This is a genomic window from Pantoea sp. EKM10T, assembly GCF_011800685.1.
Taxonomy (GTDB): Bacteria; Pseudomonadota; Gammaproteobacteria; order Enterobacterales; family Enterobacteriaceae; genus Pantoea; species Pantoea agglomerans.
The window spans coordinates 695,294-719,897 of the sequence record NZ_JAALEU010000001.1 but is presented as its reverse complement, the minus strand read 5'-3'; the positions used below and the strand labels follow the sequence as shown (position 1 = coordinate 719,897).

Here is a 24,604-nt window from a genome sequence, read left to right as displayed (position 1 = left end):
TCATTGCGCCTCAAGTTTCACTTTAGCAAGCCGATAACATCCCTATAGCCAGAAGCGTTTTCGCCTGCTGGCGCCCACTTTGATGTCTGCCAGCCCGGTTGACGGGGAACGTAAGGAACCGAGATGTCCAGCATAATTAACTCCGCGATGAGCGGATTGAGTGCCGCGCAGGCCGCTCTGAGCACCACGAGTAACAACATTTCCAATTACACCGTGGCGGGCTATTCACGTCAGACCACGGTACTGGCGCAGGCGAACAGTACCCTGCAGGGCAATAGCTATTATGGTAACGGCGTGAATATCACCGGTGTACAACGTGAATATGATGCGTTTATTGCTACGCAGCTGCGCGGTTCCAGCGCGAACTACAGCGCGGTAAGCACCCAGCACAGCCAGATTTCTAACATTGACGATCTGCTGTCGACCTCGACTACCAGCCTGTCGACCTCGCTGCAGGGCTTCTTTACTAACCTGCAGAACGTGGTCAGCAACGCCAACGATCCGTCGGCGCGTCAGTCGATGCTCAGCAATGCGCAGGGGCTGGTCAGCCAGTTCCAGACATCAGCGCAATACCTGAACAATATGCAGAACAGCGTCAATGCCGATGTCGATTCCAGCATCAAGCAGGTCAACACCATCACCAGCCAGATTGCCGATCTGAACAAACAGATTGGCAAACTGAGCACGGCAAACGGTGCCGCACCTAACGATCTGCTCGATAAGCGCGATCAGCTGGTGAATACCCTGAATAACGTGGTTGGTGTGACGGTATCGCAGCAGGATGGCGGCTACACGGTCGCGATGGCCAATGGCCTGACGCTGGTGAACGGCGACAAATCTCACGATCTGGTGGCGATGCCTTCCAGCAGCGATCCGACACGCACTACCATCGGCTATGTCGATAAACAGGCGGGCAACGTCGAGATCCCGGAGAAGCTGATCACCACCGGTTCGCTGGGCGGTCTGCTGGCGTTCCGTACTCAGGATCTGGATCTGGCACAGAACCAGCTGGGTCAGTTAGCGGCGGCGTTTACCACCAGCTTCAACGATGTTCACAAGCAGGGCTTTGATAGCAAAGGCAATCAGGGCGTCGATTTCTTTAATATCGGCAGCCCGATCGTGGTGGGCAACAGTAAAAACAGCACCGCCGCGTCCGTCACCGCTGAGTGGACCGATACCAGTGCACTGAAAGCATCCAATTACACCGTGAGTTATGACGGCAATAACTGGACCGCGACCCGCGCCTCAGACAGTACGGCTGTTACCATCACGCCAGGTACCGATGCCAGTGGCAACACCACGCTGAGCTTTGACGGTCTGAAACTGACCGTCGCCGGCACGCCTGCACCTGCTGCCAAAGACAGTTTCCTGGTGAAGCCGGTCCAGAACGCCATCAACGATATGTCAGTCGCGATCACCAGTGAATCGCAGGTGGCCGCCGCGGGTGCCGTAGGTGGTGAGAGTGATAACCGTAATGCGCAAAAACTGCTGAATCTGCAGGATGTGAAACTGGTCGGCGGCAACGCCACGTTGTCTCAGGCCTACGCCACCATCGTCAGTAGTGTGGGTAACAAAACCAGTTCACTGGAAACCACCAGCACCACTCAGAAAAGCGTGGTCAGTCAGCTGACCCAGCGCCAGCAATCGGTCTCTGGGGTAAACCTCGATGAGGAGTACGCCAACCTGACCAAATATCAGCAATATTACATGGCCAATGCGCAGGTGCTGCAGACTGCCAGCACCGTGTTTAATGCATTGATCAATATTCGCTAAGGGCAGGAGATAACATGCGAATCAGTACAAATATGATTTTTGAGCAGCAGGTGCGTGGCATCACTGACTCACAGGCCTCCTGGCTGAAATCAGGCCAGGAGCTCTCCAGCGGCCGCCGTGTGAATAATCCTTCGGACGATCCGATTGCCGCGTCTCGTGCTGTCGTGTTGTCACAAACCCAGCAGCAGGGAAAGCAGTATGCGCTGGCGCGTACCTTTGCCGAGCAGGGTCTGTCACTGGAAGAGAATACGCTGAAAGGCGTCACCGATGGGATCATTGCTGCCCAAGGGCTGATCGTCAACGGTTCAACCGGTACGCTGAGCGACGATGACCGTGGTTCGATTGCTACCCAGCTGGAGGGTATCCGCGCCCAGTTGCTGAACCAGGCAAACAGCCAGGATGCCAATGGCCGCTATATTTTTGCCGGTTATAAAACTGACAGTGCGCCATTTGTGGATGCGGCAGGCACCGGCGTCGGCTACGCAGGCGGCACCGAGGCGATCACTCAGAAGGTCGATACCAGCCGTACCATGACTGTGGGCCATACCGGTGACAATATCTTTATGGCGATCTCCGGCAATGCCACCAAAGAGCCGGATGGCAGCGCCAGCGAAACGAATGTGTTTAAGATGCTGGATAGCGCCATTGCTGCGCTGAAAGTGCCGCAGGATGATGCTGACGCCGCAACCAAACAGACCTTCCAGGCGGCGATGGATAAAACCAACCGTGGCCTGGGTAACTCGCTGAATAATGTCTTAACCGTGCGTTCTGAGATTGGTACCCAGCTTTCAGAGATCGACACGCTGAATGCCCAGGGCGATGACCGTAGTGTGATTTACAGCTCGCAGATGAGTGACCTGGTTAACGTGGATTTAACCGAAGCAGCTTCTAACTACACCATGCAGCAGACGGCATTACAGGCGTCCTATAAGACCTTTACCGACATGTCTAAGATGTCCCTGTTCCAGATGAACTCGTAGTCTGACCTGAAATTTTGAGCGTACTTTAACCGGATACGCTTACTTTTTCCCACCCTCCCGCTAAAGGAGGGTGGGATTTTTTTGCCTGCGATTCAGCCGGTGGTGGGAACCATAGAAATTAAACCGGGTTGATTTACAGCGACAGGCTGCTCGCATGTCAGTCTTGCCTTCACGCCTTCACGCCTTCACGCCTTCACGCCTTCACGCCTTCACGCCTTCACGCTTTCACGCTTTCAGGCACACACGCACACACGCACACACGCACACACGCACACACTTTCCTGATTCCTGATAAGCGAGGAGGGGAGGTTAATTATCCTCTGTCCGCTGGCGGGCAGAATCGCAGGCATAAAAAAACCCCGGCTTGCAGGCCGGGGTTCAGTTCACAACAGTTTATGCGTTACGGCTTGGTCGCCGGGGCTGTGGCATGATGTGTGGCGCTATGACCACCCGCAGAACCGCGACCGTCGAACTCATACGGTGCACGCACCCAGTCACTGTGCGGTGCCGGTTCTGACTGCCAGACTGGCGCAGGCGCTTTAGTCATCGGCGCAGAGGCAAAATGCTTCCAGCGCGTACCATCATTCGGCACTGATGCCGTTGCAGGCTCGGATGCCGTTGCAGGTACTGATGCAACAGGTTCGGCCGCAGTCACCGGTGCTGCAGGGGCGACATCGCGTGCGGCCACCGGAGCATGAGGTTCACGAACTGGCGCTGTTTCAGCTTCAGCAGCGACCGGCGCATTCAGAACTTCTTCAACTTCTGCTGCGATCGCTTCGCTGACGTCGGTAGCCGATTGCTCAGCAACCTCCGCAGGCTGTGCTTCTTCTGCAACCGCTGCAGGCTGTGCAGTCTCAACCGCAGGTGTCACAACCGGCGCTTCGGTGACAGGCTCAGCAGGCACGGCTTCGGCTGCTACCGCTTCCGCTTTTGCTTCATCTGCCGCCGGAACAACGGAAGGCTGCTCGTTAACCGGCGCGTCGATAGCACGGGTATCGTCAGTGTTCACGACCGGCACTGGCGTTTCTGCCTGCGGCTCGGCCTGTTGCACTGGCGCTTCCTGAGCAACAGATTCAACTGCGGCAGCAACGGGCAGCGCACTGGCGGCGTCTGCTGTCTCTTCGCGGTTGTACGCTGGCGTCTCGTGAGTCACATTCTGAACCTGCTCTTCGCTGGCCTGGCTCACCGGGTAACGGATCCAGACTTTACCGGATGCCATCTCTGGTGATGCAGCTGCAGCGGCCAGCGGCATTGCTGACTGAGTCGGATAACGCTCATCACGGTAACGACGACGACGCTGTCCGCTGACGCGCAGATGACGAGGCGAACGACGTGAACGACGCGGCATATTGGCGTTATCACGGTTGTCGTTGTCATCCTGCTCTTCACCCTGCGGTGCCTGGAACTCAGGCTGCGGCTGAGCCACGTCTGTCTGCTGAGGCTGACGCACTTCAGCCGGCTGGGCAAAGTCGCTGGCTTCGGCTGGCATAGGTGGACGGTTATCATCAACACGCACCTTCTGGTTCAGCTGACGCGGCTTGCGACGCGGCATAACCTGTACGCGCTCATCATCCTGCGGCTCGGTCACGTCCGGAACGTCGGCTACCACTACCGGCTGCTCAGCCACTTTGGCGGCTTCTTCACCGGCGCGTTTCTCTTCCTGACGACGACGCTGACGCTCAGCACGCTGTTCACGGCGCTGTTGCTGCTGCTCATCACGCTGCTGGCGCGCTTCTTCGCTCAGTGCCGGACGCTCTTCACGCACTTCACCAGCCTGGGACTGACGCTTGTTACGGCGATTATCGTTACCCTCGCGCGGCTCGCGATTTTCACGTGGCTCGCGACTTTCGCGCGGTTCACGACTTTCACGAGGTTCGCGGTTTTCACGAGGCTCACGGTTTTCGCGTGGTTCACGGCCTTCACGCGACTGCGCGTTATCTCCGTTGCGCGGCGTACGCTCACGACGATTATTGTTACGACGGTTGTTATTGTTGTTGCGGCGCTCGCCACGGCCGTTGCCGTTTTCCTGCTCGCTTTCAGGCGCTTTCTGCGGTTCTGCAACCTCAGTGGCCACGGGTGCGGCGGCAGGGGCTTCTTCGCCTGCGAACATTTTTTTCAGGCCACCAAGCAGACGGCCAAAGAAGCCGGTGCTGACGGTAGCAGGCGCAGCCACAGCAGGTGCTGCTTTTGCGGCTGGCTGGGCTTCAGCGCGCTGCGCTTCTGGCTCAACTTCTACCGGTGCCGGAGGCGCATCAGGCATCACAAACGCGGCCAGAGCAGGCTGCTCAGGACGACGACGTTCAGCATGTTCCTCTTCCGACGGCATCGCCATTTCGGCTTCATGCAGCTTCGGCAGATGATAGCTCAGGGTCTGCGTCTCTTCGCCTTTGCGCACGCGCAGCACGGAGTAGTGTGGGGTCTGCATCTTGTCATCAGGAACGATGATAGCCCGCACGCCACCCTGGCGTGTTTCAATAGCGTTAACCGCTTCACGTTTTTCATTCAGCAGGTAAGAGGCCACCTGAACCGGAACAATGGCGTGAACTTCTTTGGTGTTGTCTTTCAGCGCTTCTTCTTCAATCAGACGCAGGATCGACAGCGCCAGTGACTCGTTATCACGGATGGTGCCGGTGCCGCTACAGCGTGGGCAGACGTGATGACTGGATTCACCTAATGACGGGCTCAGACGCTGACGGGACATCTCCAGCAGGCCGAAACGTGAAATGTGGCTGATCTGAATGCGGGCGCGGTCCTGACGGACAGCTTCACGCAGACGATTCTCAACCGCGCGCTGATGGCGTACCGGCGTCATATCGATGTAATCGATAACGATCAGGCCGCCCAGGTCACGCAGACGCAGCTGACGAGCAATCTCATCGGCCGCTTCAAGGTTGGTGTTGAACGCCGTCTCTTCGATGTCACCGCCGCGCGTTGCACGTGCTGAGTTGATATCGATAGCGGTCAGCGCTTCGGTACTGTCGATCACAATCGAGCCACCGGAAGGCAGGCGGACTTCACGCTGGAAAGCGGATTCGATTTGCGATTCGATCTGATAGTGGCTGAACAGCGGGATTTCACCGGTGTAGAGCTTAATTTTGCTGCTGAAGTCCGGACGGCCCAGCGCAGCGATATGCTGACGCGCCAGTTCCAGTACTTTCGGGTTATCGATAAGGATTTCACCGATGTCCTGACGCAGATAGTCGCGGAAGGCACGCACAATCACGTTACTTTCCTGATGGATCAGGAACGGAGCAGGGCGGTTTTCAGCGGCTTTCTTGATCGCTTCCCAGTGTTTAAGACGGAAGCTTAAATCCCACTGCAGCGATTCGGCTGATTTACCGACGCCCGCAGTACGGACAATCAGGCCCATGCCTTCCGGCAGTTCCAGCGCCGACAGGGCTTCTTTCAGCTCGGTACGATCGTCACCTTCGATACGGCGAGAGATACCGCCTGCACGTGGGTTATTCGGCATCAGTACCAGATAGCTGCCCGCCAGAGAGATAAAGGTGGTCAGCGCAGCGCCTTTATTGCCGCGTTCTTCTTTATCGATCTGAACAATGACTTCCTGACCTTCACGCAGCACGTCTTTAATATTCGGACGACCATGCGCGTTATAGCTGGAGGGGAAGTATTCGCGGGAGATTTCTTTTAACGGGAGGAAACCGTGACGCTCTGCGCCGTAATCGACAAACGCAGCTTCAAGGCTGGGTTCAATGCGAGTGATTTTACCTTTGTAAATGTTGGCTTTTTTCTGCTCGTGTCCAGGACTTTCAATATCCAGATCGTACAGACGCTGACCGTCAACCAGGGCAACGCGCAACTCCTCCTGCTGAGTTGCGTTTATTAACATTCTTTTCATCGTGACTTACTCGTTATTCTTTCATGAGTGATTACAGCTGCGGGCATAGTTACCCTGGACGAGTATCAACCGATGGCCCCGTGACTTAGTGCAATGTCGTCAACCTCACGGCTGTCGACCGCGCGAGGGGCGCAAATAACGTCGGTGGCCTGTTTTTCATAAGGGAAAACAGCACCAGATAGTGGAAATGCCTGAGAGAATAAAGAAAACCCGTGCATCCCATACTGTTGTCCAGGCCGCAACCCGCAGCCCGCTAAGTGCCTGATTTCGCATTACGTCTTACGCCATTGCTGCGTGTCTGCTCAATCCGGCAAAATGACAATTTCGCTCTTTTTCTGCCCTGAAATGGTTCAGGTAAGAAACTCAAGCATTATTCCATTGCTAACCTTCATATAGCAAGGCGACTTTAGCCAGCTTGTGAAGTTTCTTTACATTTAAATCGCTAATGTGTCGGACAAAACAGCGCTTTGCTGAAAAAGCCAGCAGAGAGGCGACCTGCCGTCACATCAACTCCAGAGTTAAGCACAGAAAAAGGGGTGGCGCTATCAGGGGACACTATTTAGAATCGCCGCCATGAAAACAGAGAATCCCGGCGTACATTTTGTCGCCATCACGGCTGAAAATGCCGGACAACGCATTGACAATTTTTTGCGCACCCAGCTCAAGGGTGTGCCCAAAAGCATGATTTATCGCATCGTTCGTAAAGGCGAGGTGCGGGTGAATAAAAAGCGCGTCAAGCCAGAATATAAGCTGGAGGAGGGCGATGAGGTGCGCATTCCGCCGGTTCGGGTAGCGGAACGCGATGAAGATGCCGTTTCCCCCAAACTGGCGAAAGTGGCGTCACTGGCCGATGCCATCCTGTTTGAGGATGAGTCGCTGCTGGTGATGAACAAGCCTTCCGGCACAGCCGTGCATGGCGGTAGCGGACTCAGCTTCGGGGTGATTGAAGGGTTACGTGCCCTGCGACCGGAAGCACGCTTTCTGGAGCTGGTGCATCGCCTGGATCGTGACACCTCCGGCATTCTGCTGGTCGCTAAAAAGCGTTCGGCGCTGCGTTCTCTTCATGAGCAACTGCGTGAAAAGGGGATGCAGAAAGACTATCTGGCCCTGGTGCGCGGCAACTGGCCGTCACACCTGAAGGTGGTTCAGGCGCCGCTGCTGAAAAACATCCTGCAGAGCGGTGAGCGCGTGGTGCGCGTCAGCAGCGAAGGCAAAGCCTCGGAAACCCGCTTTAAAGTAGAAGAGCGGTTCGAATTTGCCACGCTTGTGAAAGCGAGCCCGGTCACCGGTCGTACCCATCAGATTCGCGTCCATACGCTGCATGCCGGGCATCCCATTGCCTTCGACGATCGCTACGGAGAACGTGAGTTTGACAGTCAGCTGGCGGCAACCGGTTTAAAACGCCTGTTCCTGCATGCTGCGGCGCTGACCTTTACGCATCCCGGCACCGGCGAAGTGATGCGGGTCGAGGCGCCACTGGATGATGGCCTGAAGCAATGCCTGCTTAAGCTGCGTCAGCGGAAAGCGTAATCTCTCCGGCATCAGTTCGTTAAAGGATTGATGCCGGCCTGCTGCAACATCTCATTGAGCGCGATCAACGGCAGCCCGACCAGCGTATTGGGATCGCGTCCCTCCAGCCGATCAAACAGACAAATCCCCAGACCTTCACTTTTAAAACTGCCCGCACACTGAAGCGGCTGCTCCTTTTCCACATAGCCGCTGATTTCAGCGTCAGTTAACGTGCGGAAATGAACCACAAAGGGCTCACAGCAGTGCAGCAGCGTGCCACTGACCGGATGAAATAGCGCCAGACCGGTATAAAAGGTAATGGCTTTTCCGCTGGCGACACGCAGTTGCGCCCGCGCATTCTCAGCCGTGTGAGGCTTACCGGCGATAGCGCCATCCAGCACGCAAACCTGGTCGGAGCCGATTATCCAGTGTCTGGGATACGTTTTTGCCAGTGCCTGCGCTTTAGCTACGGCAAGACGGGTTACCAGCGCTTCAGCGGTTTCATCCGGCTGGGGTGACTCATCAACCTCAGGCGCGGCGGTAATAAAAGGCAGGCCCAGTTTATGCAGTAATGCCTGCCGAAAGGGCGAGGTTGAAGCTAAAAGAATCGATGGCGTCATTTTTTTTCAATAGTGATAGCGAATTGGTGACAGTCATTTTAAACTGTGCGCCGCACTGGATGCGAATAGTGGTTGAAAGATGCTGTTTAACGGCCTTTTTCTTTGACTCTATGACATTACAAAGTTAATATGCGCGCCCTATGCAAAAGGTAAAATTACCCCTAACGCTGGACCCTGTCCGCACTGCTCAGAAGCGCCTTGATTATCAGGGTGTCTACACATCTGTACAGGTGGAGCGTGTGGCCGAGTCGGTCGTTAGTGTGGACAGTGATGTGGATTGTGCCATGTCGTTTGCGGTTGATAACCAACGTCTGGCAGTACTGACGGGTACTGCTGAAGTACAAGTGACGTTGCGTTGCCAGCGCTGCAACCAGACCTTTCCTCATCACGTAAAAGTGAGTTACTGCTTCAGCCCTGTCTCTTCTGAAGAGCAGGCCGAGGCATTGCCGGAAGCGTACGAGCCGGTCGATGTCAACGAGTTTGGTGAGATCGATCTGCTGGCGGTTGTCGAGGATGAAATTATTCTCGCGCTGCCGGTCGTTCCGGTGCACGATTCTGAACACTGTGAAGTGTCCGAGGCGGACATGGTCTTTGGTAAACTGCCTGCAGAGGTGGAGAAACCAAATCCATTTGCCGTATTAGCCAGTTTAAAGCGTAAGTAATAGGAGTAAGGTCCATGGCCGTACAACAGAATAAACCCACCCGTTCTAAGCGTGGTATGCGTCGTTCGCACGATGCGCTGACCACTGCTGCTCTGTCAGTAGATAAAGTTTCTGGCGAAACTCATCTGCGTCACCACATCACTGCGGACGGTTACTACCGCGGTCGCAAGGTTATCGTTAAGTAAGTTTCTTGCTTAGCAAGGCGATACCTTGACACGTTTGACCCTGGCGATTGATGCCATGGGCGGGGACTTCGGTCCCTGCGTGACAGTGCCTGCAGCATTGCAGGCACTGGCCTCTCATTCGGAACTATTCCTTCTTCTGGTCGGACATCCCGACACCCTCATGCCATTGCTTGCCAAAGCGGATTCCTCCCTGATGGGGCGTTTGCAGGTCATCCCTGCCGAATCGGTTATTGCAAGTGATGCGCGGCCCGCTCAGGCCATCCGCAACAGTCGCGGCAGCTCAATGCGTGTGGCACTGGAGATGGTTAAAGAGGGACGTGCGCAGGCCTGCATCAGCGCCGGGAATACCGGTGCGCTAATGGGGCTGTCGACGCTCTTATTAAAACCGCTGGATGGCATTAAACGTCCGGCGCTGATGTCCGTTTTACCGCACCAGCAACAGGGTAAAACCGTGGTGCTGGATCTGGGCGCAAATGTGGGCTCAGACAGTGCGATGCTGGTGCAGTTTGCTGTAATGGGGTCGGTAATGGCTGAGCATGTGCTTGGTATTGCACGGCCCCGTGTCGCGTTGCTCAATATTGGTCATGAAGAGACCAAAGGGCTGGAAACGATCCGCGACGCCGCGGCAGTGCTGCGAGAATCACCGCAAATCAACTATATTGGTTACCTTGAAGGTAACGAACTGCTCACCGGTAAAACGGATGTGATGGTCTGTGACGGTTTTGTCGGAAACGTCACGCTGAAGACTATGGAAGGCGTGGTAAGAATGTTTCTTTCTCTGCTGAAGTCATCAGGGGAAGGTAAAAAACGGTCATGGTGGCTTCAGTTGCTGGGACGCTGGATTCAGAAACGTCTGACGAAGCGCTTCGGGCATCTCCACCCTGACCAGTACAATGGCGCTTGTCTGTTAGGATTGCGCGGAACAGTGATCAAGAGTCACGGTGCGGCAAATCAACACGCCTTCGCTGTGGCGATAGAACAGGCAGAGCAGGCGGTGAGGCAGCAAATTCCCGAGCGAATTGCTGCGCGCCTTGATGCTGTATTAGCCAGGAGTGACAAAGCCTAGATGTATACCAAAATTATCGGTACGGGCAGTTATCTGCCAAGCCAGATCCGCACCAATGCCGATCTGGAAAAAATGGTGGAGACGTCGGACGAGTGGATTGTTACCCGTACCGGCATCCGCGAGCGCCGTATTGCTGCGCCTGACGAAACCGTCGCCACCATGGGATTCAGTGCGGCGCAACGCGCCCTTGAAATGGCAGGCATTGAAGCGAACGATGTTGGGCTGATTATTGTCGCCACAACCTCTTCCAGCCATGCCTTCCCCAGCTCTGCCTGCATGATCCAGCAAATGCTGGAAATCAAAGACTGCGCGGCGTTTGACCTCGCTGCCGCCTGTGCAGGTTTCACCTATGCACTGAGCGTGGCCGATCAATACATTAAAAATGGCGCAGTGAAACATGCTCTGGTGATTGGTGCTGATGTCCTGGCACGCGCACTTGATCCGGAAGATCGCGGCACGATCATCCTGTTTGGCGATGGTGCTGGCGCGGTCGTGCTGGGTCAGAGCGAAGAGCAGGGGATCATCTCTACCCATCTTCATGCTGATGGTCGCTATTCACAGCTGCTGACGCTGCCTTATCAGGATCGTGCGCATCAGGATCAGCCCGCTTATGTCACCATGTCAGGCAACGAAGTCTTCAAGGTTGCCGTCACCGAGCTGGCTCACATCGTTGATGAAACGCTGCAGGCCAATAATCTCGATCGTGAAATGCTGGACTGGCTGGTGCCGCATCAGGCGAACCTGCGCATTATCAGCGCCACCGCGAAAAAACTCGGCATGACCATGGATAAAGTGGTCGTCACACTGGATCGTCATGGCAATACCTCTGCCGCATCGGTGCCAAGCGCACTGGATGAAGCGGTCCGTGATGGCCGCATCAAACCCGGACACCTTATTCTGCTGGAAGCCTTTGGTGGTGGATTCACCTGGGGTTCTGCGCTGGTTCGCTTTTGATTGACAGGAACGAAAAATGACGCAATTTGCATTTGTTTTCCCCGGTCAGGGTTCACAGACCGTGGGCATGCTGACTGAATTAGCGGCAACGTATCCGCTGGTAGAAGAGACCTTCCGTGAAGCCTCTGACGCGCTGGGATATGATCTGTGGCAATTAGTAAGTCAGGGTCCGGCTGAAGAGCTGAACAAAACCTGGCAGACTCAGCCTGCACTGTTAGCCGCCTCCGTGGCAATCTACCGTGTCTGGCAGCAGCAGGGCGGTGAACAGCCAGCCCTGATGGCCGGTCACAGCCTGGGTGAATATTCAGCGCTGGTTTGCGCGGGTGTGCTTAACTTTGCGGATGCAGTGAAGCTGGTTGAACTGCGCGGCAAACTGATGCAGGAAGCGGTGCCTGAAGGCACTGGCGCGATGCAGGCGATTATTGGCCTGGATGACGCGGCTATCCGCAAAGCCTGTGAAGAGAGCGCGCAGGGTCAGGTTGTCTCACCGGTTAACTTTAACTCGCCGGGCCAGGTGGTTATTGCGGGTAACAAAGAAGCCGTTGAACGTGCGGGTGCCGCCTGTAAAGCAGCGGGCGCTAAGCGTGCCTTGCCACTGCCGGTCAGCGTTCCTTCTCACTGCGCACTGATGAAGCCTGCGGCCGATAAACTGGCGGTGGCGCTGGAGAGCATCACCTTTAACGCGCCTGCGGTACCGGTGATCAACAACGTCGATGTGAAAGCTGAAACCGATGCTGCGGCCATCCGCCATGCGCTGGTCCGTCAGCTCTACAGCCCGGTTCGCTGGACCGAGAGCGTGGAAGCGATGGCAGCAAAGGGCGTGACGCAGCTCCTGGAGATGGGGCCAGGTAAAGTCCTGACCGGACTGACGAAACGTATTGTCGATAGCCTGACAGCGGCTGCCGTTAACGATACTGCATCCCTGACGGCTGCACTCGGTAAGGAATAAGAGGAAAATCATGAGCTTTGAAGGTAAAGTTGCGCTGGTTACCGGCGCGAGTCGCGGCATTGGTCGTGCGATTGCAGAAACACTGGCGGCACGCGGTGCTAAAGTGGTAGGAACTGCAACCAGCCAGAGTGGCGCCGACGCCATCAGTGCTTACCTTGGCGACAAGGGCAAAGGCCTGTTACTGAATGTGACTGACGCTGACTCAATCAGCACTGTTTTAGAGAATATTCGTGCTGAATTTGGCGAAGTGGATATTTTAGTCAATAATGCAGGCATTACGCGTGATAATCTTCTCATGCGCATGAAGGACGATGAGTGGGAGGATATCCTGGATACCAACCTCACATCGGTATTCCGCCTTTCCAAGGCGGTCCTGCGTGCCATGATGAAAAAGCGCGTGGGCCGTATCATCACCATTGGTTCCGTTGTTGGAACTATGGGTAATGCGGGCCAGGCAAACTATGCGGCAGCAAAAGCGGGTTTGATTGGCTTTAGCAAATCACTGGCGCGCGAAATCGCGTCACGTGGCATTACCGTCAACGTCGTGGCTCCAGGCTTTATTGAGACTGACATGACGCGGGCACTGAACGAAGATCAACGTTCCGGTATTTTGGCGGAAGTTCCTGCGGGTCGCTTAGGCGATGCTCAGGAAATCGCCAATGCTGTGGCATTTTTAGCCTCTGACGAAGCAGCCTACATCACAGGTGAAACGCTGCACGTCAATGGCGGAATGTACATGGTCTGATAAATCACGAAATGATTTGCTTTATTTGCGGTTAGAACCGCAAAATAACGCAAAATCGTGGTTCGACCAGCCGGGATTTTGTTGCATCTTTTTCACCATTTTATACACTACGAAAACCATCGCGAAAGCGAGTTTTGATAGGAAATTAAATAGTATGAGCGATATCGAACAACGCGTTAAGAAAATCATCAGTGAGCAGCTGGGTGTGAAAGAGGAAGAAGTCACCAACTCTGCATCTTTCGTAGAAGACCTGGGTGCCGATTCTCTTGATACCGTTGAGCTGGTGATGGCTCTGGAAGAAGAGTTTGATACTGAGATTCCAGACGAAGAAGCTGAGAAAATCACTACCGTTCAGGCAGCGATCGACTATATCAATAGCCATAAAGGCTAATGAATATCTTCAGGCGGTCGCTCGACCGCCTGATTTTTTTGTTTGTCCCACATAGTTCCCTATTTCCCCTCCCTGGAGGACGAACGTGTCTAAGCGTCGTGTAGTTGTGACTGGTCTTGGCATGTTGTCTCCTGTCGGCAATACCGTAGAGTCTACCTGGAGTGCTCTCCTTGCCGGTCAGAGCGGCATTACCCTGATCGACCATTTTGATACCAGTGCTTATGCAACACGTTTTGCAGGTCTGGTAAGAGATTTTAATTGTGATGACTACATCTCGCGCAAAGATCAGCGCAAGATGGATGCCTTCATCCAGTACGGCATTGTGGCCGGTATGCAGGCCATGCAGGACAGTGGTCTGGTTGTTACCGACGAAAATGCAAGCCGTATGGGCGCAGCAATTGGCTCCGGCATCGGTGGTTTAGGTCTGATTGAAGAGAATCATACTTCACTGGTCAACGGCGGCCCGCGCAAAATCAGCCCATTTTTTGTGCCTTCAACCATCGTTAACATGGTGGCGGGTCATCTCAGCATCATGTATGGCCTGAAAGGTCCAAGCATCTCTATCGCGACAGCCTGTACCTCTGGTGTGCATAACATCGGTCATGCCGCACGCATCATCGCCTATAACGATGCTGATGTGATGCTGGCGGGTGGCACAGAGAAAGCCAGTACGCCATTAGGCGTCGGTGGCTTTGGTGCAGCACGTGCTCTCTCAACCCGTAATGAAAACCCGCAAGCGGCCAGCCGCCCGTGGGATAAAGATCGTGACGGTTTTGTGCTGGGTGACGGCGCTGGCATTGTGGTACTCGAAGAGTATGAACATGCGAAGAAACGTGGTGCGAAAATCTACGCGGAAATCGTAGGTTTTGGTATGAGCAGCGATGCCTACCACATGACTTCACCACCAGAAGATGGATCAGGCGCCGCCGCGGCAATGATCAACGCATTGCGCGATGCTCAGCTTACGCCAGAGCAGATCGGCTATGTCAACGCGCACGGCACCTCCACGCCAGCGGGTGATAAAGCGGAAGCGCGGGCGGTGAAATCGGTCTTTGGGGCAGCAGCCAGCAGCGTGATGGTAAGCTCGACCAAATCAATGACCGGACACTTACTGGGTGCGGCAGGCGCGGTTGAATCGATCTATTCGATTCTGGCGCTGCGCGACCAGGCCGTTCCACCGACCATTAACCTCGACAATCCGGATGAGGGCTGCGATCTCGACTTCGTGCCCCACACCGCGCGTCAGGTTCCCGGTCTGGAGTACACCCTGTGTAACTCCTTTGGTTTCGGCGGAACCAACGGTTCGTTGATCTTCCGTAAAGTGTAATCGTTGTTGATTGCTAAAAAGGCCCGCGATGCGGGCCTTTTTTTATCCTGCAGAATGCGCTGAAATCACGAGTCACGCTCAGGAGAGAACCATGTGGATTAACGGGTTAAAACAATCGATGCTGGCCGCCAGCGACCGCGGCCTGCAGTTTGGGGATGGCTGTTTTACTACCGCCGCGGTGCGTCAGGGTAAAATCGTGCTGCTGGAGAGCCACATTCAGCGCCTCAAAGAGGGCTGTGAGCGGTTATGGATTGATGGCGTCGACTGGCTTCAGCTTGAGACTGAAATGCGACAGGCCGCGCAGCAACAAACCCAGGCGGTGCTGAAAGTGATTATCAGCGCCGGCAGCGGCGGACGGGGCTACAGCCGGCGCGGCTGTGGTGAACCCACGCGGATCGTCTCGCTGGCGCCCTGGCCGCAACATTACGCCGATATACAGCAGCGTGGCGCGTCACTCAGGCTCAGCCCGGTCCGTCTGGCACGAAACCCACAGTTTGCCGGTATCAAGCACCTTAATCGTCTGGAGCAGGTGATGATCAGAGCTCATCTTGACCAGACAGACGCCGACGAGGCGCTGGTGCTTGACACTGAAGGTTGGGTGGTGGAATGCTGTGCGGCCAATTTATTCTGGCGTCAGGGCTCGCAAATTTTCACGCCTGATCTGTCAGCGTCGGGTGTGGATGGCATTATGCGGCGGAGTCTGATGGCGCAACTTGCCGCCGAAGGCGAGGCTTGCCAGGTAATAAAAAGCGAACCGGCGCAGTTGCTGGCCGCCGATGAAGTGGTGATATGTAACGCGCTGATGCCGGTCCTGCCGGTCCGACAGATAGAAGCGGTAGAGTTTACTGAGCGCTCGCTGTTTAATCAGTTGCGCGCAAGCTGTGAAAAGATAATGGATGCATCATGATTCGAAGCAAAAAAATCGTCGTCAGCCTGCTGGCGATCGTGGGTCTCGCGGCTGTGCTGAGTTACTGGCAGGTTAAGCGGTTTGCGGCTACCCCGTTAACCCTGCAGCAGGAAACGATCTACACGCTGCCTGCCGGCACGGGCCGGGTCGCACTTGAAGCGCAGCTGGAAGAGCAGAAGATTATTCCGCACAGTATCTGGTTTGGCGCGCTGCTGCGTCTGGAACCTGAACTGGCGACCTTCAAGGCGGGTACCTATCGCCTTGAGCCGACCATGACGGTGCGTTCGCTGTTACAGCTGCTGGCCAGCGGTAAAGAGGCGCAGTTCCCGGTGCGGTTCGTGGAAGGCCAGCGGCTGAAAGAGTGGCTGAGTGAGCTGCGCAAAGCGCCTTATATCCGGCATACCCTGAAAGATGATCAGTTCGCCACCCTTGCCAGCGCACTAAAAGTGGAGCCTGAGCAGCTGGAGGGCAACTTCTTCCCGGATACCTGGCTCTACACGGCTAATACCACCGATATGGCGCTGCTGCAGCGCGCTCATGAGCGGATGAAAAAAACCATTGCTGAGGTGTGGCAGGGACGGGCGGATAATCTGCCCTATAAAACCCCACAGGATCTGGTGACCATGGCCTCAATCATTGAGAAAGAGACCGGCGTCAGCGAAGAGCGCGCGCGCGTAGCCTCGGTGTTTATCAATCGCCTGCGCACCGGTATGCGGTTACAGACCGATCCCACCGTCATCTATGGCATGGGCGACAGCTATAACGGGACGCTGACCCGCAAAGATCTTGAGACGGCCAGCGCTTACAATACCTATATCATTAACGGTCTGCCGCCGGGTCCGATCGCCATGCCGGGTAAAGCCTCTCTGCAGGCAGCGGCCCATCCCGAGAAAACCAACTATCTCTACTTTGTTGCGGACGGCAAGGGCGGCCATACCTTTACGACTAATCTTGCCAGCCATAACAAGGCGGTGCAGGTTTACCGGCAGACGCTAAAGGAAAAAAATGAACAGTAAGTTTATCGTCATTGAAGGCCTGGAAGGCGCCGGTAAAACCACCGCGCGTGATGCCATCGTCGCCACGCTGCGTGCCCGGGGCATTCACGATCTGGTCTTTACCCGTGAGCCTGGCGGAACGCCGCTGGCAGAACAGCTGCGGATGCTGGTTAAGCAGGGTATTGAGGGCGAGCAGGTTACAGATAAAGCGGAACTGCTGATGCTCTATGCGGCGCGGGTTCAGCTGGTGGAAACGGTCATTAAACCGGCGCTGGCGCGCGGTGCCTGGGTGATCGGCGACCGCCATGATCTCTCTTCTCAGGCTTATCAGGGGGGCGGACGTGGACTTGACGCCGGTCTGATGCAGACGCTGCGCGATGCCGTGTTAGGCGATTTCCGCCCCGATCTCACGCTCTATCTTGATGTGACACCCGACATCGGTCTGCAGCGCGCCCGTGCGCGCGGTGAGCTGGATCGCATTGAGCAGGAGTCATTGCGTTTCTTTGAACGCACCCGCGCCCGCTATCTGGCGCTGGCAGCGGAGGACCCCACCATCATCACCATCGATGCTACACAATCACTGGGTGATGTGACAGCGTCACTTCAGTCGGCGCTGGATGGCTGGCTGGCGGAGCAGGCGTGATGAACTGGTACCCGTGGCTGAATCAGCCTTATCGCCAGGTAATTGGCCAGCATCAGGAGAATCGCGCTCACCATGCGTTGTTGATCCAGGCGATGGCAGGTATGGGCGATGAGGCGCTGGTCTGGGGGATGAGCCGCTGGCTGATGTGCCAGCAGCGGGATGGCCTGAAAAGTTGCGGGCAGTGTCACGGTTGCCAACTGATGCAGGCCAATACCCATCCTGACTGGTATCGGCTTGAGGCGGAGAAGGGCAAAAGTACCCTGGGCATCGACGCGGTGCGGCAGGTAACGGAAAAAATGTACCACTTTGGTCAGCAGGGCGGCGCGAAAGTGGTCTGGCTGCCGGATGCCGCGCAGCTTTCGGAAGCGGCGGCCAACGCCTTGCTGAAAACGCTGGAAGAGCCGCCAGCCAACAGCTGGTTCTTCCTCAGCAGCCGCGATCCCTCGCGCCTTCTGGCCACGCTGCGCAGCCGCTGCATGGCGCTGCATCTGACGCCGCCGGACGAAGGACAAAGCCTGCTCTGGCTGAAGAAGCACGCTGCGCACGACGAACAGATGCTGCTGGCGGCTCTGCGTCTGAGCGCAGGTGCACCCGGTGCGGCGCTGAGCCTGCTGGAAAACGGACCGTGGCAGGCCCGGCAGAAGCTCTGCGATGCGCTGTCCGCTGCGTTGCAGCAGGACATCCTGCAACTGCTGCCTGCGCTGAACGCCGACGACGCGGCAGCGCGTATCGGCTGGCTGCTCTCTTTGCTGCTGGATGCAATGAAGTGGCAGCAACATGCGGGTCAGTGGCTGAGTAATATCGATCGTCAGGATGTGGTGCAGTTGCTGGCCGGATACTTTTCTGCCAGCGCGCTCAACAGCAGCCTCCAGGATTGGATGCGCTGTCGCGAGCAGCTACTGCATGTGGCATCGGTGAATCGCGAATTATTGCTGACCGATCAGCTTCTGAGCTGGGCGGACAAACAGAAGCCCGCGCTTGTCGGCTAAACCTATCTGAGAGTAATTATGTTTATTGTGGATTCCCATTGCCATCTTGATGGCCTGAACTATGAAAAGAACCATCGTGACCTGGATGATGTGATCGCCAAAGCGGCGGCGCGTGATGTGAAATTTATGCTGGCAATCGCCACCACGCTGCCGGGTTTTCATACCCTTAAAAGTCTGGTCGGCGAACGGAAAAATATAGCGCTCTCCTGCGGTGTGCATCCGCTGAATCAGGAAGAGGCCTATGATGTTGAGGAGTTTCGTCGGCTCTCTGCCGATCCTCAGGTGGTGGCTCTGGGGGAAACCGGGCTGGATTATCACTATCAGCCAGAAACAAAAGATCAGCAGCAGCGCTCGTTCCGGGAACATATCCGTACCGGTATTGCGCTGAACAAACCGATCATTGTTCACACCCGTGATGCCCGCGAAGATACGCTGGCGATTCTGCGTGAAGAGCAGGTTGAACGTTGCGGCGGCGTGCTGCACTGCTTCACTGAGGATCAGCCCACCGCAGCAAAACTGCTGGATATGGGCTTCTACATCTCTTTTTCCGGCATCGTCACATTCCGCAATGCCGAGCAGTTACGTGAAGCCGCACGCTATGTGCCGCTGGATCGGATGCTGGTGGAAACGGATTCGCCTTATCTGGCCCCGGTGCCTTTCCGTGGTAAAGAGAATCAGCCCGCTTATACGCGCGATGTTGCCGAATATCTGGCTGTCCTGAAAGGGGTGGATTTAGAAACGCTGGCAGCCACCACCACCCAAAACTTCTCAACGCTGTTTCATATCCCGATGAGCCAGCTGGGCGCCTGATCAGCTATTATTTCAGCCTCTGTAATTAATCTGTAACCTGCGTATATGACCCTGTTTTTTCAGACAGGGTCAGCTTTTTATCGCTGATTACTGGTGCGGATCAGTAAGAAATTTCGTAAAGTGCGCCCTTGTGATTGTCGAAACGTGATACCCGTCAAAGTAACAAATCGGGAATTATTTTACCCTTCGTAATAAATCAAAAGGCGGTCACCGCCAGCCCGGCAAAGAATCCTCCCTCTTTGCCACGCGCACTGCGCAAATATGCACTCTTACTCAGGAGCTTCACGCTATGTTCAAAAATGCTTTTGCCAACCTTCAAAAGGTCGGTAAATCGCTGATGCTGCCGGTATCGGTTCTGCCGATTGCCGGTATTTTATTAGGAGTCGGTTCAGCCAATTTCAGCTGGTTACCTGCAGTGGTTTCGCATGTGATGGCAGAAGCGGGTGGATCGGTGTTCGCCAACATGCCGCTGATTTTCGCTATCGGTGTGGCGCTGGGCTTTACCAATAATGACGGCGTTTCGGCGCTGGCAGCGGTTGTTGCCTATGGCATCATGGTGAAAACCATGGCGGTGGTTGCCCCGCTGGTGCTGCATCTGCCTGCGGCGGAGATCGAGGCTAAACACCTCGCCGACACCGGCGTGCTGGGCGGTATTATCGCCGGTTCCATCGCCGCTTACATGTTTAATCGCTTCTACCGCATCAAGCTGCCAGAATATCTGGGCTTCTTTGCCGGTAAGCGTTTTGTGCCGATTATTTCCGGTCTGGCAGCTATCATTCTCGGCGTGCTGCTCTCCTTTATCTGGCCACCGATAGGTTCCGCGATTCAGGAGTTCTCGCAGTGGGCTGCCTATCAAAACCCGGTTGTCGCCTTTGGTATTTATGGCGTAATTGAACGTGCGTTGGTGCCATTTGGTCTGCATCACATCTGGAACGTTCCTTTCCAGATGCAGATCGGTGAATACACCAATGCGGCAGGTCAGGTGTTCCACGGTGATATCCCGCGCTATATGGCGGGTGACCCGACCGCAGGTAAACTCTCTGGCGGCTTCCTGTTCAAAATGTACGGTCTGCCAGCGGCAGCGATTGCTATCTGGCATTCAGCGAAGCCTGAAAATCGCGCCAAAGTGGGCGGTATCATGATCTCCGCCGCGCTGACCGCATTCCTGACCGGTATCACCGAACCGATTGAATTCTCATTCATGTTCGTGGCACCAATCCTGTATGTGATCCATGCGCTGCTGGCGGGTCTGGCATTCCCAATCTGTATCCTGCTTGGGATGCGTGATGGCACCAGCTTCTCTCACGGTCTGATCGACTTTATCGTCCTGAGCGGCAACAGCAGTAAAATCTGGCTGTTCCCGATTGTTGGTATCATCTATGGTCTGGTTTACTACACCATATTCCGTGTACTGATCGCGAAGCTGGATCTGAAAACACCTGGCCGTGAAGAGAGCAGCAGCAGCGAGCAATCTACCGCAACCGGTACAGAGATGGCGGGCAAACTGGTGGCGGCGTTTGGTGGTAAAGAGAACATCACCAACCTGGATGCCTGTATCACCCGTTTACGTGTCAGCGTCGCCGATGTGGCGAAAGTGGATCAGACTGAACTGAAAAACCTCGGCGCCCGTGGCGTGGTGGTTGCCGGTTCCGGTGTGCAGGCGATTTTCGGGACTAAATCCGATAACCTGAAAACCGATATGGATGATTACATCCGCAGCATGTAATGATTTACAGCGATGAAAAAGCCCCGCTAAGCGGGGCTTTTTTTTGGCCGGGATTCAGAGGTAAACGCGCAGATACTCTGTCAGGCAGAGCAGGGCCATCGCCTGGCCGTAGGGCATCGAGGTCAGAGGAACCGTGCGGTAGTAATCCAGATCCTTGCCCATTGCGGTTCCAAAGGAGACCTGTTTTAACTCGCCATCGTCATCAATATTGGCAATCACGCCGCGCAACGCTTTTTCTGCCACCTCGCGATACTCCGCGGGCAGATAACGCTTGCGAACCCCTTTCAGAATGCCATAGGCAAACCCGGCGGTGGCGGAGGCTTCCGGGTAGCTGTGCGGATCATCAAGCAGGGTGTGCCACAATCCGCTGCTGTGCTGACACTCCCTGAGTGCTTTAACCTGGGTCTCCAGCACCTGCTGCAGAAAACGGCGGGTAGCGTGATGCTCAGGCCAGTTCATCATCTCCAGGAAGTCGGGAATGACAATCGTCACCCAGCTGTTACCGCGCGCCCAGCGTGCATCAGCAAAGTTATGGCGACCGTCAAAGTTCCAGCCGTGGAACCATAAGCCGGTTTTGCGATCCATCAGAAACTGGGTGTGCAGCAGGAACTGATAACTCGCTTCTTCAATCCACTCATCGCGCTTCAGCAACTGGCCAATTTTCGCCAGCGCCATTACACTCATCATCAGCGTATCGTCCCAGAGCTGCTGCGGGTTTTCGTTGTTATAGACAATGTGCTGCAGGCCGCCCTGTTCGGTACGCGGCATCTCATACATGACCCATTCTGCCCAGCGCTCCAGCACCGGCACCCAGGCCGGGTTGCCGGTCTCTTCGTAACGGTAGGCCAGCGTCAGAAAAGGACAAACGGTATTCACATTTTTGGTCGGCGTGCCTTCCGCCAGACGCTGCGTAAACCACTCATCAATAATGGCCAGCGTCTGCTGGTCACCGGTCTGCTGATAGTAGTGCAGCATGCCATACAGACCGATGCCGTGTGTCCATTCCCAACCCGCCCAGCCTTTGGTATCAATCACCCGGCCATCGTCCAGCCGTAATAAAAATTCGCCTGTCTCATCGGTGATGTTAACCAGATTCTGTGTCAGCTTTTGAATCAGCTGTACCAGTTCGCTGCGTGGCAATAGATGCTCGGGCTGGCACAATAATTTGCTGTGTTTAACGGGAAATACAGTCATGGTTTATTCCTGTCGTTTTAAGGTCGGGTTTAAAGAAGGGTTTAAAGTGGGATGTGCGGACAATTTTTCCGGCGCTGGCTTATTACGATTAAGGAAGCCAATGTTGTTGTTGCCCCAAAGATTTTCGTAAGGCATGCCAGCCAGCGTTTCTACAATTCCGCGTGCTTCCGGCGTGATGCTTTCCGGCACGATGCGGCCTGCGTCGCGCATCTTCAGCGTCTCCTGACGCAGCACAGTGTGGGTCTGCAGATTAAGTTTAAAGCGCAGTGACACGATAAAGCCGCAGGCCAGCACGGCCACGGTACCGACGCTGAGAATCGCCAGGATAGTGTGGCTGACGCCGGGTACCTGGGTCGCCTGGCCAGAGACAAAGCCGGAGAGCTGAAGCACGATACCGACCAGCATGACTGCCCCAGCCTGCGACGCTTTTCGCGTCAGGGTCATGATGCCGGCAAAAATTCCTTCACGGCGCTGTCCGGTGATCACCTCGTCCACATCGGCGATATAGGTATAGGTGTTCCATGGCACATAGTTGATGCCGCCACGTCCCAGACCTGCCAGGGCGGAGATCACCAACAGCAGTGACATGTTGTCGTTCATTCCGGCATACCACAATCCAGCGTAGGAGAGCGCCGCAAGGCCAAACAGCACAGCCACCAGACGGTAGGCGGGCGCAGGTCCCATACGGATGCAGAGCGGAATCATCGCCATCACGGCAATAAACTGCAGCACCGCCATGGTGCCCATCAGGCTGGAGGCGACCTGAGCGCTCTGCATCAGCACAAATACCACATACCAGGTAAAGACGGCGTTAAACACATCCTGGGCGATATAGCCGCCGAGGTACATGCCAAGGTGCTGGCGGAAGATGCGGATGCGTAAGGTTGAAGCCAGCTCGACATAGAGCCGTTTGAGATTCTGCATCAGCGTCAGCTGCTGCTTTTCCTGTTCTGCACGGCGTGACTCGGCGGAAAAGTCATCGGGGTGACGCTCCCAGGTAAAACACCACACCAGCGTCAGCACCAGCGCGCAGATTACCGAAAACACCAGGCTGGCGTAGAAGAAGGAGAGAGGATTATCTTTGCCCAGCATACCCAGCAAAATACCGGGTAAAAAGGCAGCCAGAATGGCCGACAGCTGTGCCAGGCCGATGCGGGCACCGGAGAAGCGGGTTTTCTGTTTGAAATCGTCGGTCATTTCCGGCACCAGCGTTTCATACGGCACCAGGATCATGGTGTAGACGATATCAAACAGCAGATACGTGCAGAGATACCACCAGAAACTCATGTCGCTGAGCCACATCAGGCTATAACTGAATACAGAGGGTATGCCGAGCAGGATAAAGAATTTGCGGCGGCCAAAGCGTTTGCCCAGCCAGGTCGAACCGAAGTTATCGGTCAGAAAGCCCATCAGCGGACTGACTATCGCATCCAGCACGCGGGCAGCGGCAAAGATCAGCGTGGCCTGAATCGGGGTTAACCCACAAAAGGTGGTGTAAAAATAGAGCAACCAGGCGGCGGTCAGCGCCGTGGTGCCTGCTCCAAGAAAATCTCCGGAACCGTAGGCCAGATAGTGGCCAAGACCAATTTTACGTGAGCGCATGTCTGATGCTCCTTGATGTTTATGGCGGTTTATCCCTGGTGACGCCGGTCATCTCACCCGGACTGGTTAGCAAAGTAGAACTGACGGGGCGGCTAAACCTTCGCAATTTGGCAAGTGCTGGCGCTGAAGTGGCAGTCATACAAAGAAAAGGGTGGCGAAATTCTAATTTATAAAACAGCGTTTCATTTTCTGGTGTGGCAGGGGCGTTGTTAGCATTCTGAACAGCGTGCGGGTTACGGAGAGAGGGTGCTGCTGCAAAGGCAGGCGAACAATGCAAGAAAAGTGGTCCTGAGGTTGAAAGAAAACAAATTTCTCCCGCATACTGATTGATTAAGACTCAGGCTAAAGGAATTGCACCATGGCAGAAGAAACCATTTTTAGTAAAATTATCCGCCGCGAAATCCCCGCTGATGTGGTTTATCAGGATGAGCTGGTCACTGCCTTCCGCGACATTTCGCCCAAAGCGCCGACCCATATTTTAATCGTGCCGAATGTGCTGATCCCAACGGTCAACGAGGCGGAAGCGGCGCATGAGCATGCGCTGGGACGTATGTTTACTACCGCGGCGAAAATCGCCCGTCAGGAAGGTATCGATCAAAATGGTTATCGTCTGATTGTGAACTGCAATCAACATGGTGGTCAGGAGGTTTATCACATTCATATGCATCTGCTGGGCGGTGAACCGCTGGGACCGATGCTCTCTAACTGACCTGATAAC

At 55.3% G+C, this 24,604-nt stretch carries 22 protein-coding genes; 18 read left to right on the top strand and 4 right to left on the bottom strand.

The window, feature by feature from the left end; translation table 11 throughout:
* Positions 1-123 precede the first annotated feature (123 nt).
* Together flgK and flgL are read left to right on the top strand one after the other, a co-directional pair.
* Positions 124-1,773, top strand: coding sequence for a flagellar hook-associated protein FlgK (gene flgK / locus HFD95_RS03375; RefSeq protein WP_010669846.1), 1,650 nt, complete (start codon positions 124-126; stop codon positions 1,771-1,773).
* A gap of 14 nt (positions 1,774-1,787) precedes the next feature.
* Positions 1,788-2,753 (top strand): flagellar hook-associated protein FlgL, encoded by a 966-nt coding sequence (flgL, locus tag HFD95_RS03370; RefSeq protein WP_033766930.1) that lies wholly within the window; start codon positions 1,788-1,790, stop codon positions 2,751-2,753.
* 400 nt (positions 2,754-3,153) lie between these two features.
* On the opposite strand, the gene rne is transcribed toward flgL, so the two are convergent.
* Positions 3,154-6,612 carry a ribonuclease E gene (rne, locus tag HFD95_RS03365; RefSeq protein ID WP_167429824.1) on the bottom strand — a complete coding sequence of 1,153 codons (3,459 nt, stop codon included), beginning with the start codon at positions 6,610-6,612 and terminating at the stop codon, positions 3,154-3,156.
* 573 nt (positions 6,613-7,185) lie between these two features.
* Here rne and rluC point away from each other — a divergent pair.
* A complete protein-coding gene (gene rluC, locus HFD95_RS03360; protein ID WP_010669849.1) occupies positions 7,186-8,142 on the top strand; it encodes a 23S rRNA pseudouridine(955/2504/2580) synthase RluC in 957 nt (318 codons plus the stop codon).
* A gap of 11 nt (positions 8,143-8,153) precedes the next feature.
* Here the strand turns inward: rluC and HFD95_RS03355 are convergent, their stop codons facing one another.
* On the bottom strand, positions 8,154-8,741 hold the full coding sequence (locus HFD95_RS03355; RefSeq protein ID WP_033779422.1) for a nucleoside triphosphate pyrophosphatase: 588 nt from the start codon (positions 8,739-8,741) through the stop codon (positions 8,154-8,156).
* A gap of 140 nt (positions 8,742-8,881) precedes the next feature.
* Here HFD95_RS03355 and yceD point away from each other — a divergent pair, with 140 nt between their 5' ends.
* The 14 genes from yceD to ptsG all read left to right on the top strand — a co-directional run bounded on the left by yceD (position 8,882) and on the right by ptsG (position 21,090).
* Positions 8,882-9,403: a 23S rRNA accumulation protein YceD gene (yceD, locus tag HFD95_RS03350; protein ID WP_010246346.1), complete on the top strand. Its 522-nt coding sequence runs from the start codon at positions 8,882-8,884 to the stop codon at positions 9,401-9,403.
* A 14-nt stretch (positions 9,404-9,417) separates the two neighbouring features.
* Positions 9,418-9,588: a 50S ribosomal protein L32 gene (gene rpmF, locus HFD95_RS03345; RefSeq protein ID WP_003849870.1), complete on the top strand. Its 171-nt coding sequence runs from the start codon at positions 9,418-9,420 to the stop codon at positions 9,586-9,588.
* A 25-nt stretch (positions 9,589-9,613) separates the two neighbouring features.
* Complete coding sequence (plsX, locus tag HFD95_RS03340) at positions 9,614-10,654, top strand: phosphate acyltransferase PlsX (protein ID WP_022625870.1); 1,041 nt, start codon at positions 9,614-9,616, stop codon at positions 10,652-10,654.
* Positions 10,655-11,608 (top strand): beta-ketoacyl-ACP synthase III, encoded by a 954-nt coding sequence (locus HFD95_RS03335; RefSeq protein ID WP_010246341.1) that lies wholly within the window; start codon positions 10,655-10,657, stop codon positions 11,606-11,608.
* A gap of 16 nt (positions 11,609-11,624) precedes the next feature.
* Complete coding sequence (fabD, locus tag HFD95_RS03330) at positions 11,625-12,557, top strand: ACP S-malonyltransferase (RefSeq protein WP_167429823.1); 933 nt, start codon at positions 11,625-11,627, stop codon at positions 12,555-12,557.
* A 10-nt stretch (positions 12,558-12,567) separates the two neighbouring features.
* The gene (gene fabG, locus HFD95_RS03325; protein ID WP_010246337.1) at positions 12,568-13,302 is read left to right on the top strand and encodes a 3-oxoacyl-ACP reductase FabG; all 735 of its coding nucleotides are present in this window, start codon (positions 12,568-12,570) and stop codon (positions 13,300-13,302) included.
* A 154-nt stretch (positions 13,303-13,456) separates the two neighbouring features.
* Positions 13,457-13,693: an acyl carrier protein gene (gene acpP / locus HFD95_RS03320; protein WP_003849865.1), complete on the top strand. Its 237-nt coding sequence runs from the start codon at positions 13,457-13,459 to the stop codon at positions 13,691-13,693.
* 85 nt (positions 13,694-13,778) lie between these two features.
* The gene (gene fabF / locus HFD95_RS03315) at positions 13,779-15,020 is read left to right on the top strand and encodes a beta-ketoacyl-ACP synthase II (protein WP_022625869.1); all 1,242 of its coding nucleotides are present in this window, start codon (positions 13,779-13,781) and stop codon (positions 15,018-15,020) included.
* Between the two features lie 91 nt (positions 15,021-15,111).
* A complete protein-coding gene (gene pabC / locus HFD95_RS03310; protein ID WP_167429822.1) occupies positions 15,112-15,927 on the top strand; it encodes an aminodeoxychorismate lyase in 816 nt (271 codons plus the stop codon).
* Positions 15,924-16,943 carry a cell division protein YceG gene (yceG, locus tag HFD95_RS03305; protein ID WP_010246324.1) on the top strand — a complete coding sequence of 340 codons (1,020 nt, stop codon included), beginning with the start codon at positions 15,924-15,926 and terminating at the stop codon, positions 16,941-16,943. The genes pabC and yceG overlap by 4 nt, the downstream gene beginning before the upstream one ends.
* Positions 16,933-17,565 carry a dTMP kinase gene (tmk, locus tag HFD95_RS03300; protein ID WP_045140511.1) on the top strand — a complete coding sequence of 211 codons (633 nt, stop codon included), beginning with the start codon at positions 16,933-16,935 and terminating at the stop codon, positions 17,563-17,565. Before yceG ends, tmk begins: the two co-directional genes overlap by 11 nt.
* A complete protein-coding gene (holB, locus tag HFD95_RS03295; RefSeq protein WP_010669856.1) occupies positions 17,565-18,554 on the top strand; it encodes a DNA polymerase III subunit delta' in 990 nt (329 codons plus the stop codon). The genes tmk and holB overlap by 1 nt, the downstream gene beginning before the upstream one ends.
* An 18-nt stretch (positions 18,555-18,572) precedes the next feature.
* Positions 18,573-19,364 (top strand): metal-dependent hydrolase, encoded by a 792-nt coding sequence (locus tag HFD95_RS03290; protein ID WP_022625864.1) that lies wholly within the window; start codon positions 18,573-18,575, stop codon positions 19,362-19,364.
* Positions 19,365-19,653: 289 nt separating this feature from the next.
* The gene (gene ptsG / locus HFD95_RS03285) at positions 19,654-21,090 is read left to right on the top strand and encodes a PTS glucose transporter subunit IIBC (RefSeq protein ID WP_010669858.1); all 1,437 of its coding nucleotides are present in this window, start codon (positions 19,654-19,656) and stop codon (positions 21,088-21,090) included.
* 54 nt (positions 21,091-21,144) lie between these two features.
* Here ptsG and HFD95_RS03280 read toward each other — a convergent pair whose 3' ends face one another.
* Both HFD95_RS03280 and HFD95_RS03275 read right to left on the bottom strand, forming a co-directional pair.
* Positions 21,145-22,284, bottom strand: coding sequence for a glycoside hydrolase family 105 protein (locus tag HFD95_RS03280; RefSeq protein ID WP_022625863.1), 1,140 nt, complete (start codon positions 22,282-22,284; stop codon positions 21,145-21,147).
* Between the two features lie 3 nt (positions 22,285-22,287).
* Complete coding sequence (locus HFD95_RS03275; protein WP_010246312.1) at positions 22,288-23,886, bottom strand: MFS transporter; 1,599 nt, start codon at positions 23,884-23,886, stop codon at positions 22,288-22,290.
* 358 nt (positions 23,887-24,244) lie between these two features.
* Between HFD95_RS03275 and hinT the strand changes: the two genes are divergently transcribed.
* Positions 24,245-24,595 carry a purine nucleoside phosphoramidase gene (hinT, locus tag HFD95_RS03270; RefSeq protein ID WP_009090851.1) on the top strand — a complete coding sequence of 117 codons (351 nt, stop codon included), beginning with the start codon at positions 24,245-24,247 and terminating at the stop codon, positions 24,593-24,595.
* The last annotated feature ends 9 nt before the right edge of the window (positions 24,596-24,604 follow it).

What these genes read in the sequence shown, in the direction of transcription:
- rpmF (WP_003849870.1), top strand. Translation starts at nt 9,418, where the DNA reads ATGGCCGTACAACAGAATAAACCCACCCGTTCTAAGCGTGGTATGCGT.
- HFD95_RS03335 (WP_010246341.1), top strand. Translation starts at nt 10,655, where the DNA reads ATGTATACCAAAATTATCGGTACGGGCAGTTATCTGCCAAGCCAGATC.
- yceG (WP_010246324.1), top strand. Translation starts at nt 15,924, where the DNA reads ATGATTCGAAGCAAAAAAATCGTCGTCAGCCTGCTGGCGATCGTGGGT.
- fabG (WP_010246337.1), top strand. Translation starts at nt 12,568, where the DNA reads ATGAGCTTTGAAGGTAAAGTTGCGCTGGTTACCGGCGCGAGTCGCGGC.
- rne (WP_167429824.1), bottom strand. Translation starts at nt 6,612, where the DNA reads ATGAAAAGAATGTTAATAAACGCAACTCAGCAGGAGGAGTTGCGCGTT.
- flgL (WP_033766930.1), top strand. Translation starts at nt 1,788, where the DNA reads ATGCGAATCAGTACAAATATGATTTTTGAGCAGCAGGTGCGTGGCATC.
- fabD (WP_167429823.1), top strand. Translation starts at nt 11,625, where the DNA reads ATGACGCAATTTGCATTTGTTTTCCCCGGTCAGGGTTCACAGACCGTG.
- HFD95_RS03280 (WP_022625863.1), bottom strand. Translation starts at nt 22,284, where the DNA reads ATGACTGTATTTCCCGTTAAACACAGCAAATTATTGTGCCAGCCCGAG.
- ptsG (WP_010669858.1), top strand. Translation starts at nt 19,654, where the DNA reads ATGTTCAAAAATGCTTTTGCCAACCTTCAAAAGGTCGGTAAATCGCTG.
- HFD95_RS03355 (WP_033779422.1), bottom strand. Translation starts at nt 8,741, where the DNA reads ATGACGCCATCGATTCTTTTAGCTTCAACCTCGCCCTTTCGGCAGGCA.
- yceD (WP_010246346.1), top strand. Translation starts at nt 8,882, where the DNA reads ATGCAAAAGGTAAAATTACCCCTAACGCTGGACCCTGTCCGCACTGCT.
- rluC (WP_010669849.1), top strand. Translation starts at nt 7,186, where the DNA reads ATGAAAACAGAGAATCCCGGCGTACATTTTGTCGCCATCACGGCTGAA.
- tmk (WP_045140511.1), top strand. Translation starts at nt 16,933, where the DNA reads ATGAACAGTAAGTTTATCGTCATTGAAGGCCTGGAAGGCGCCGGTAAA.
- HFD95_RS03275 (WP_010246312.1), bottom strand. Translation starts at nt 23,886, where the DNA reads ATGCGCTCACGTAAAATTGGTCTTGGCCACTATCTGGCCTACGGTTCC.
- flgK (WP_010669846.1), top strand. Translation starts at nt 124, where the DNA reads ATGTCCAGCATAATTAACTCCGCGATGAGCGGATTGAGTGCCGCGCAG.
- HFD95_RS03290 (WP_022625864.1), top strand. Translation starts at nt 18,573, where the DNA reads ATGTTTATTGTGGATTCCCATTGCCATCTTGATGGCCTGAACTATGAA.
- holB (WP_010669856.1), top strand. Translation starts at nt 17,565, where the DNA reads ATGAACTGGTACCCGTGGCTGAATCAGCCTTATCGCCAGGTAATTGGC.
- hinT (WP_009090851.1), top strand. Translation starts at nt 24,245, where the DNA reads ATGGCAGAAGAAACCATTTTTAGTAAAATTATCCGCCGCGAAATCCCC.
- pabC (WP_167429822.1), top strand. Translation starts at nt 15,112, where the DNA reads ATGTGGATTAACGGGTTAAAACAATCGATGCTGGCCGCCAGCGACCGC.
- acpP (WP_003849865.1), top strand. Translation starts at nt 13,457, where the DNA reads ATGAGCGATATCGAACAACGCGTTAAGAAAATCATCAGTGAGCAGCTG.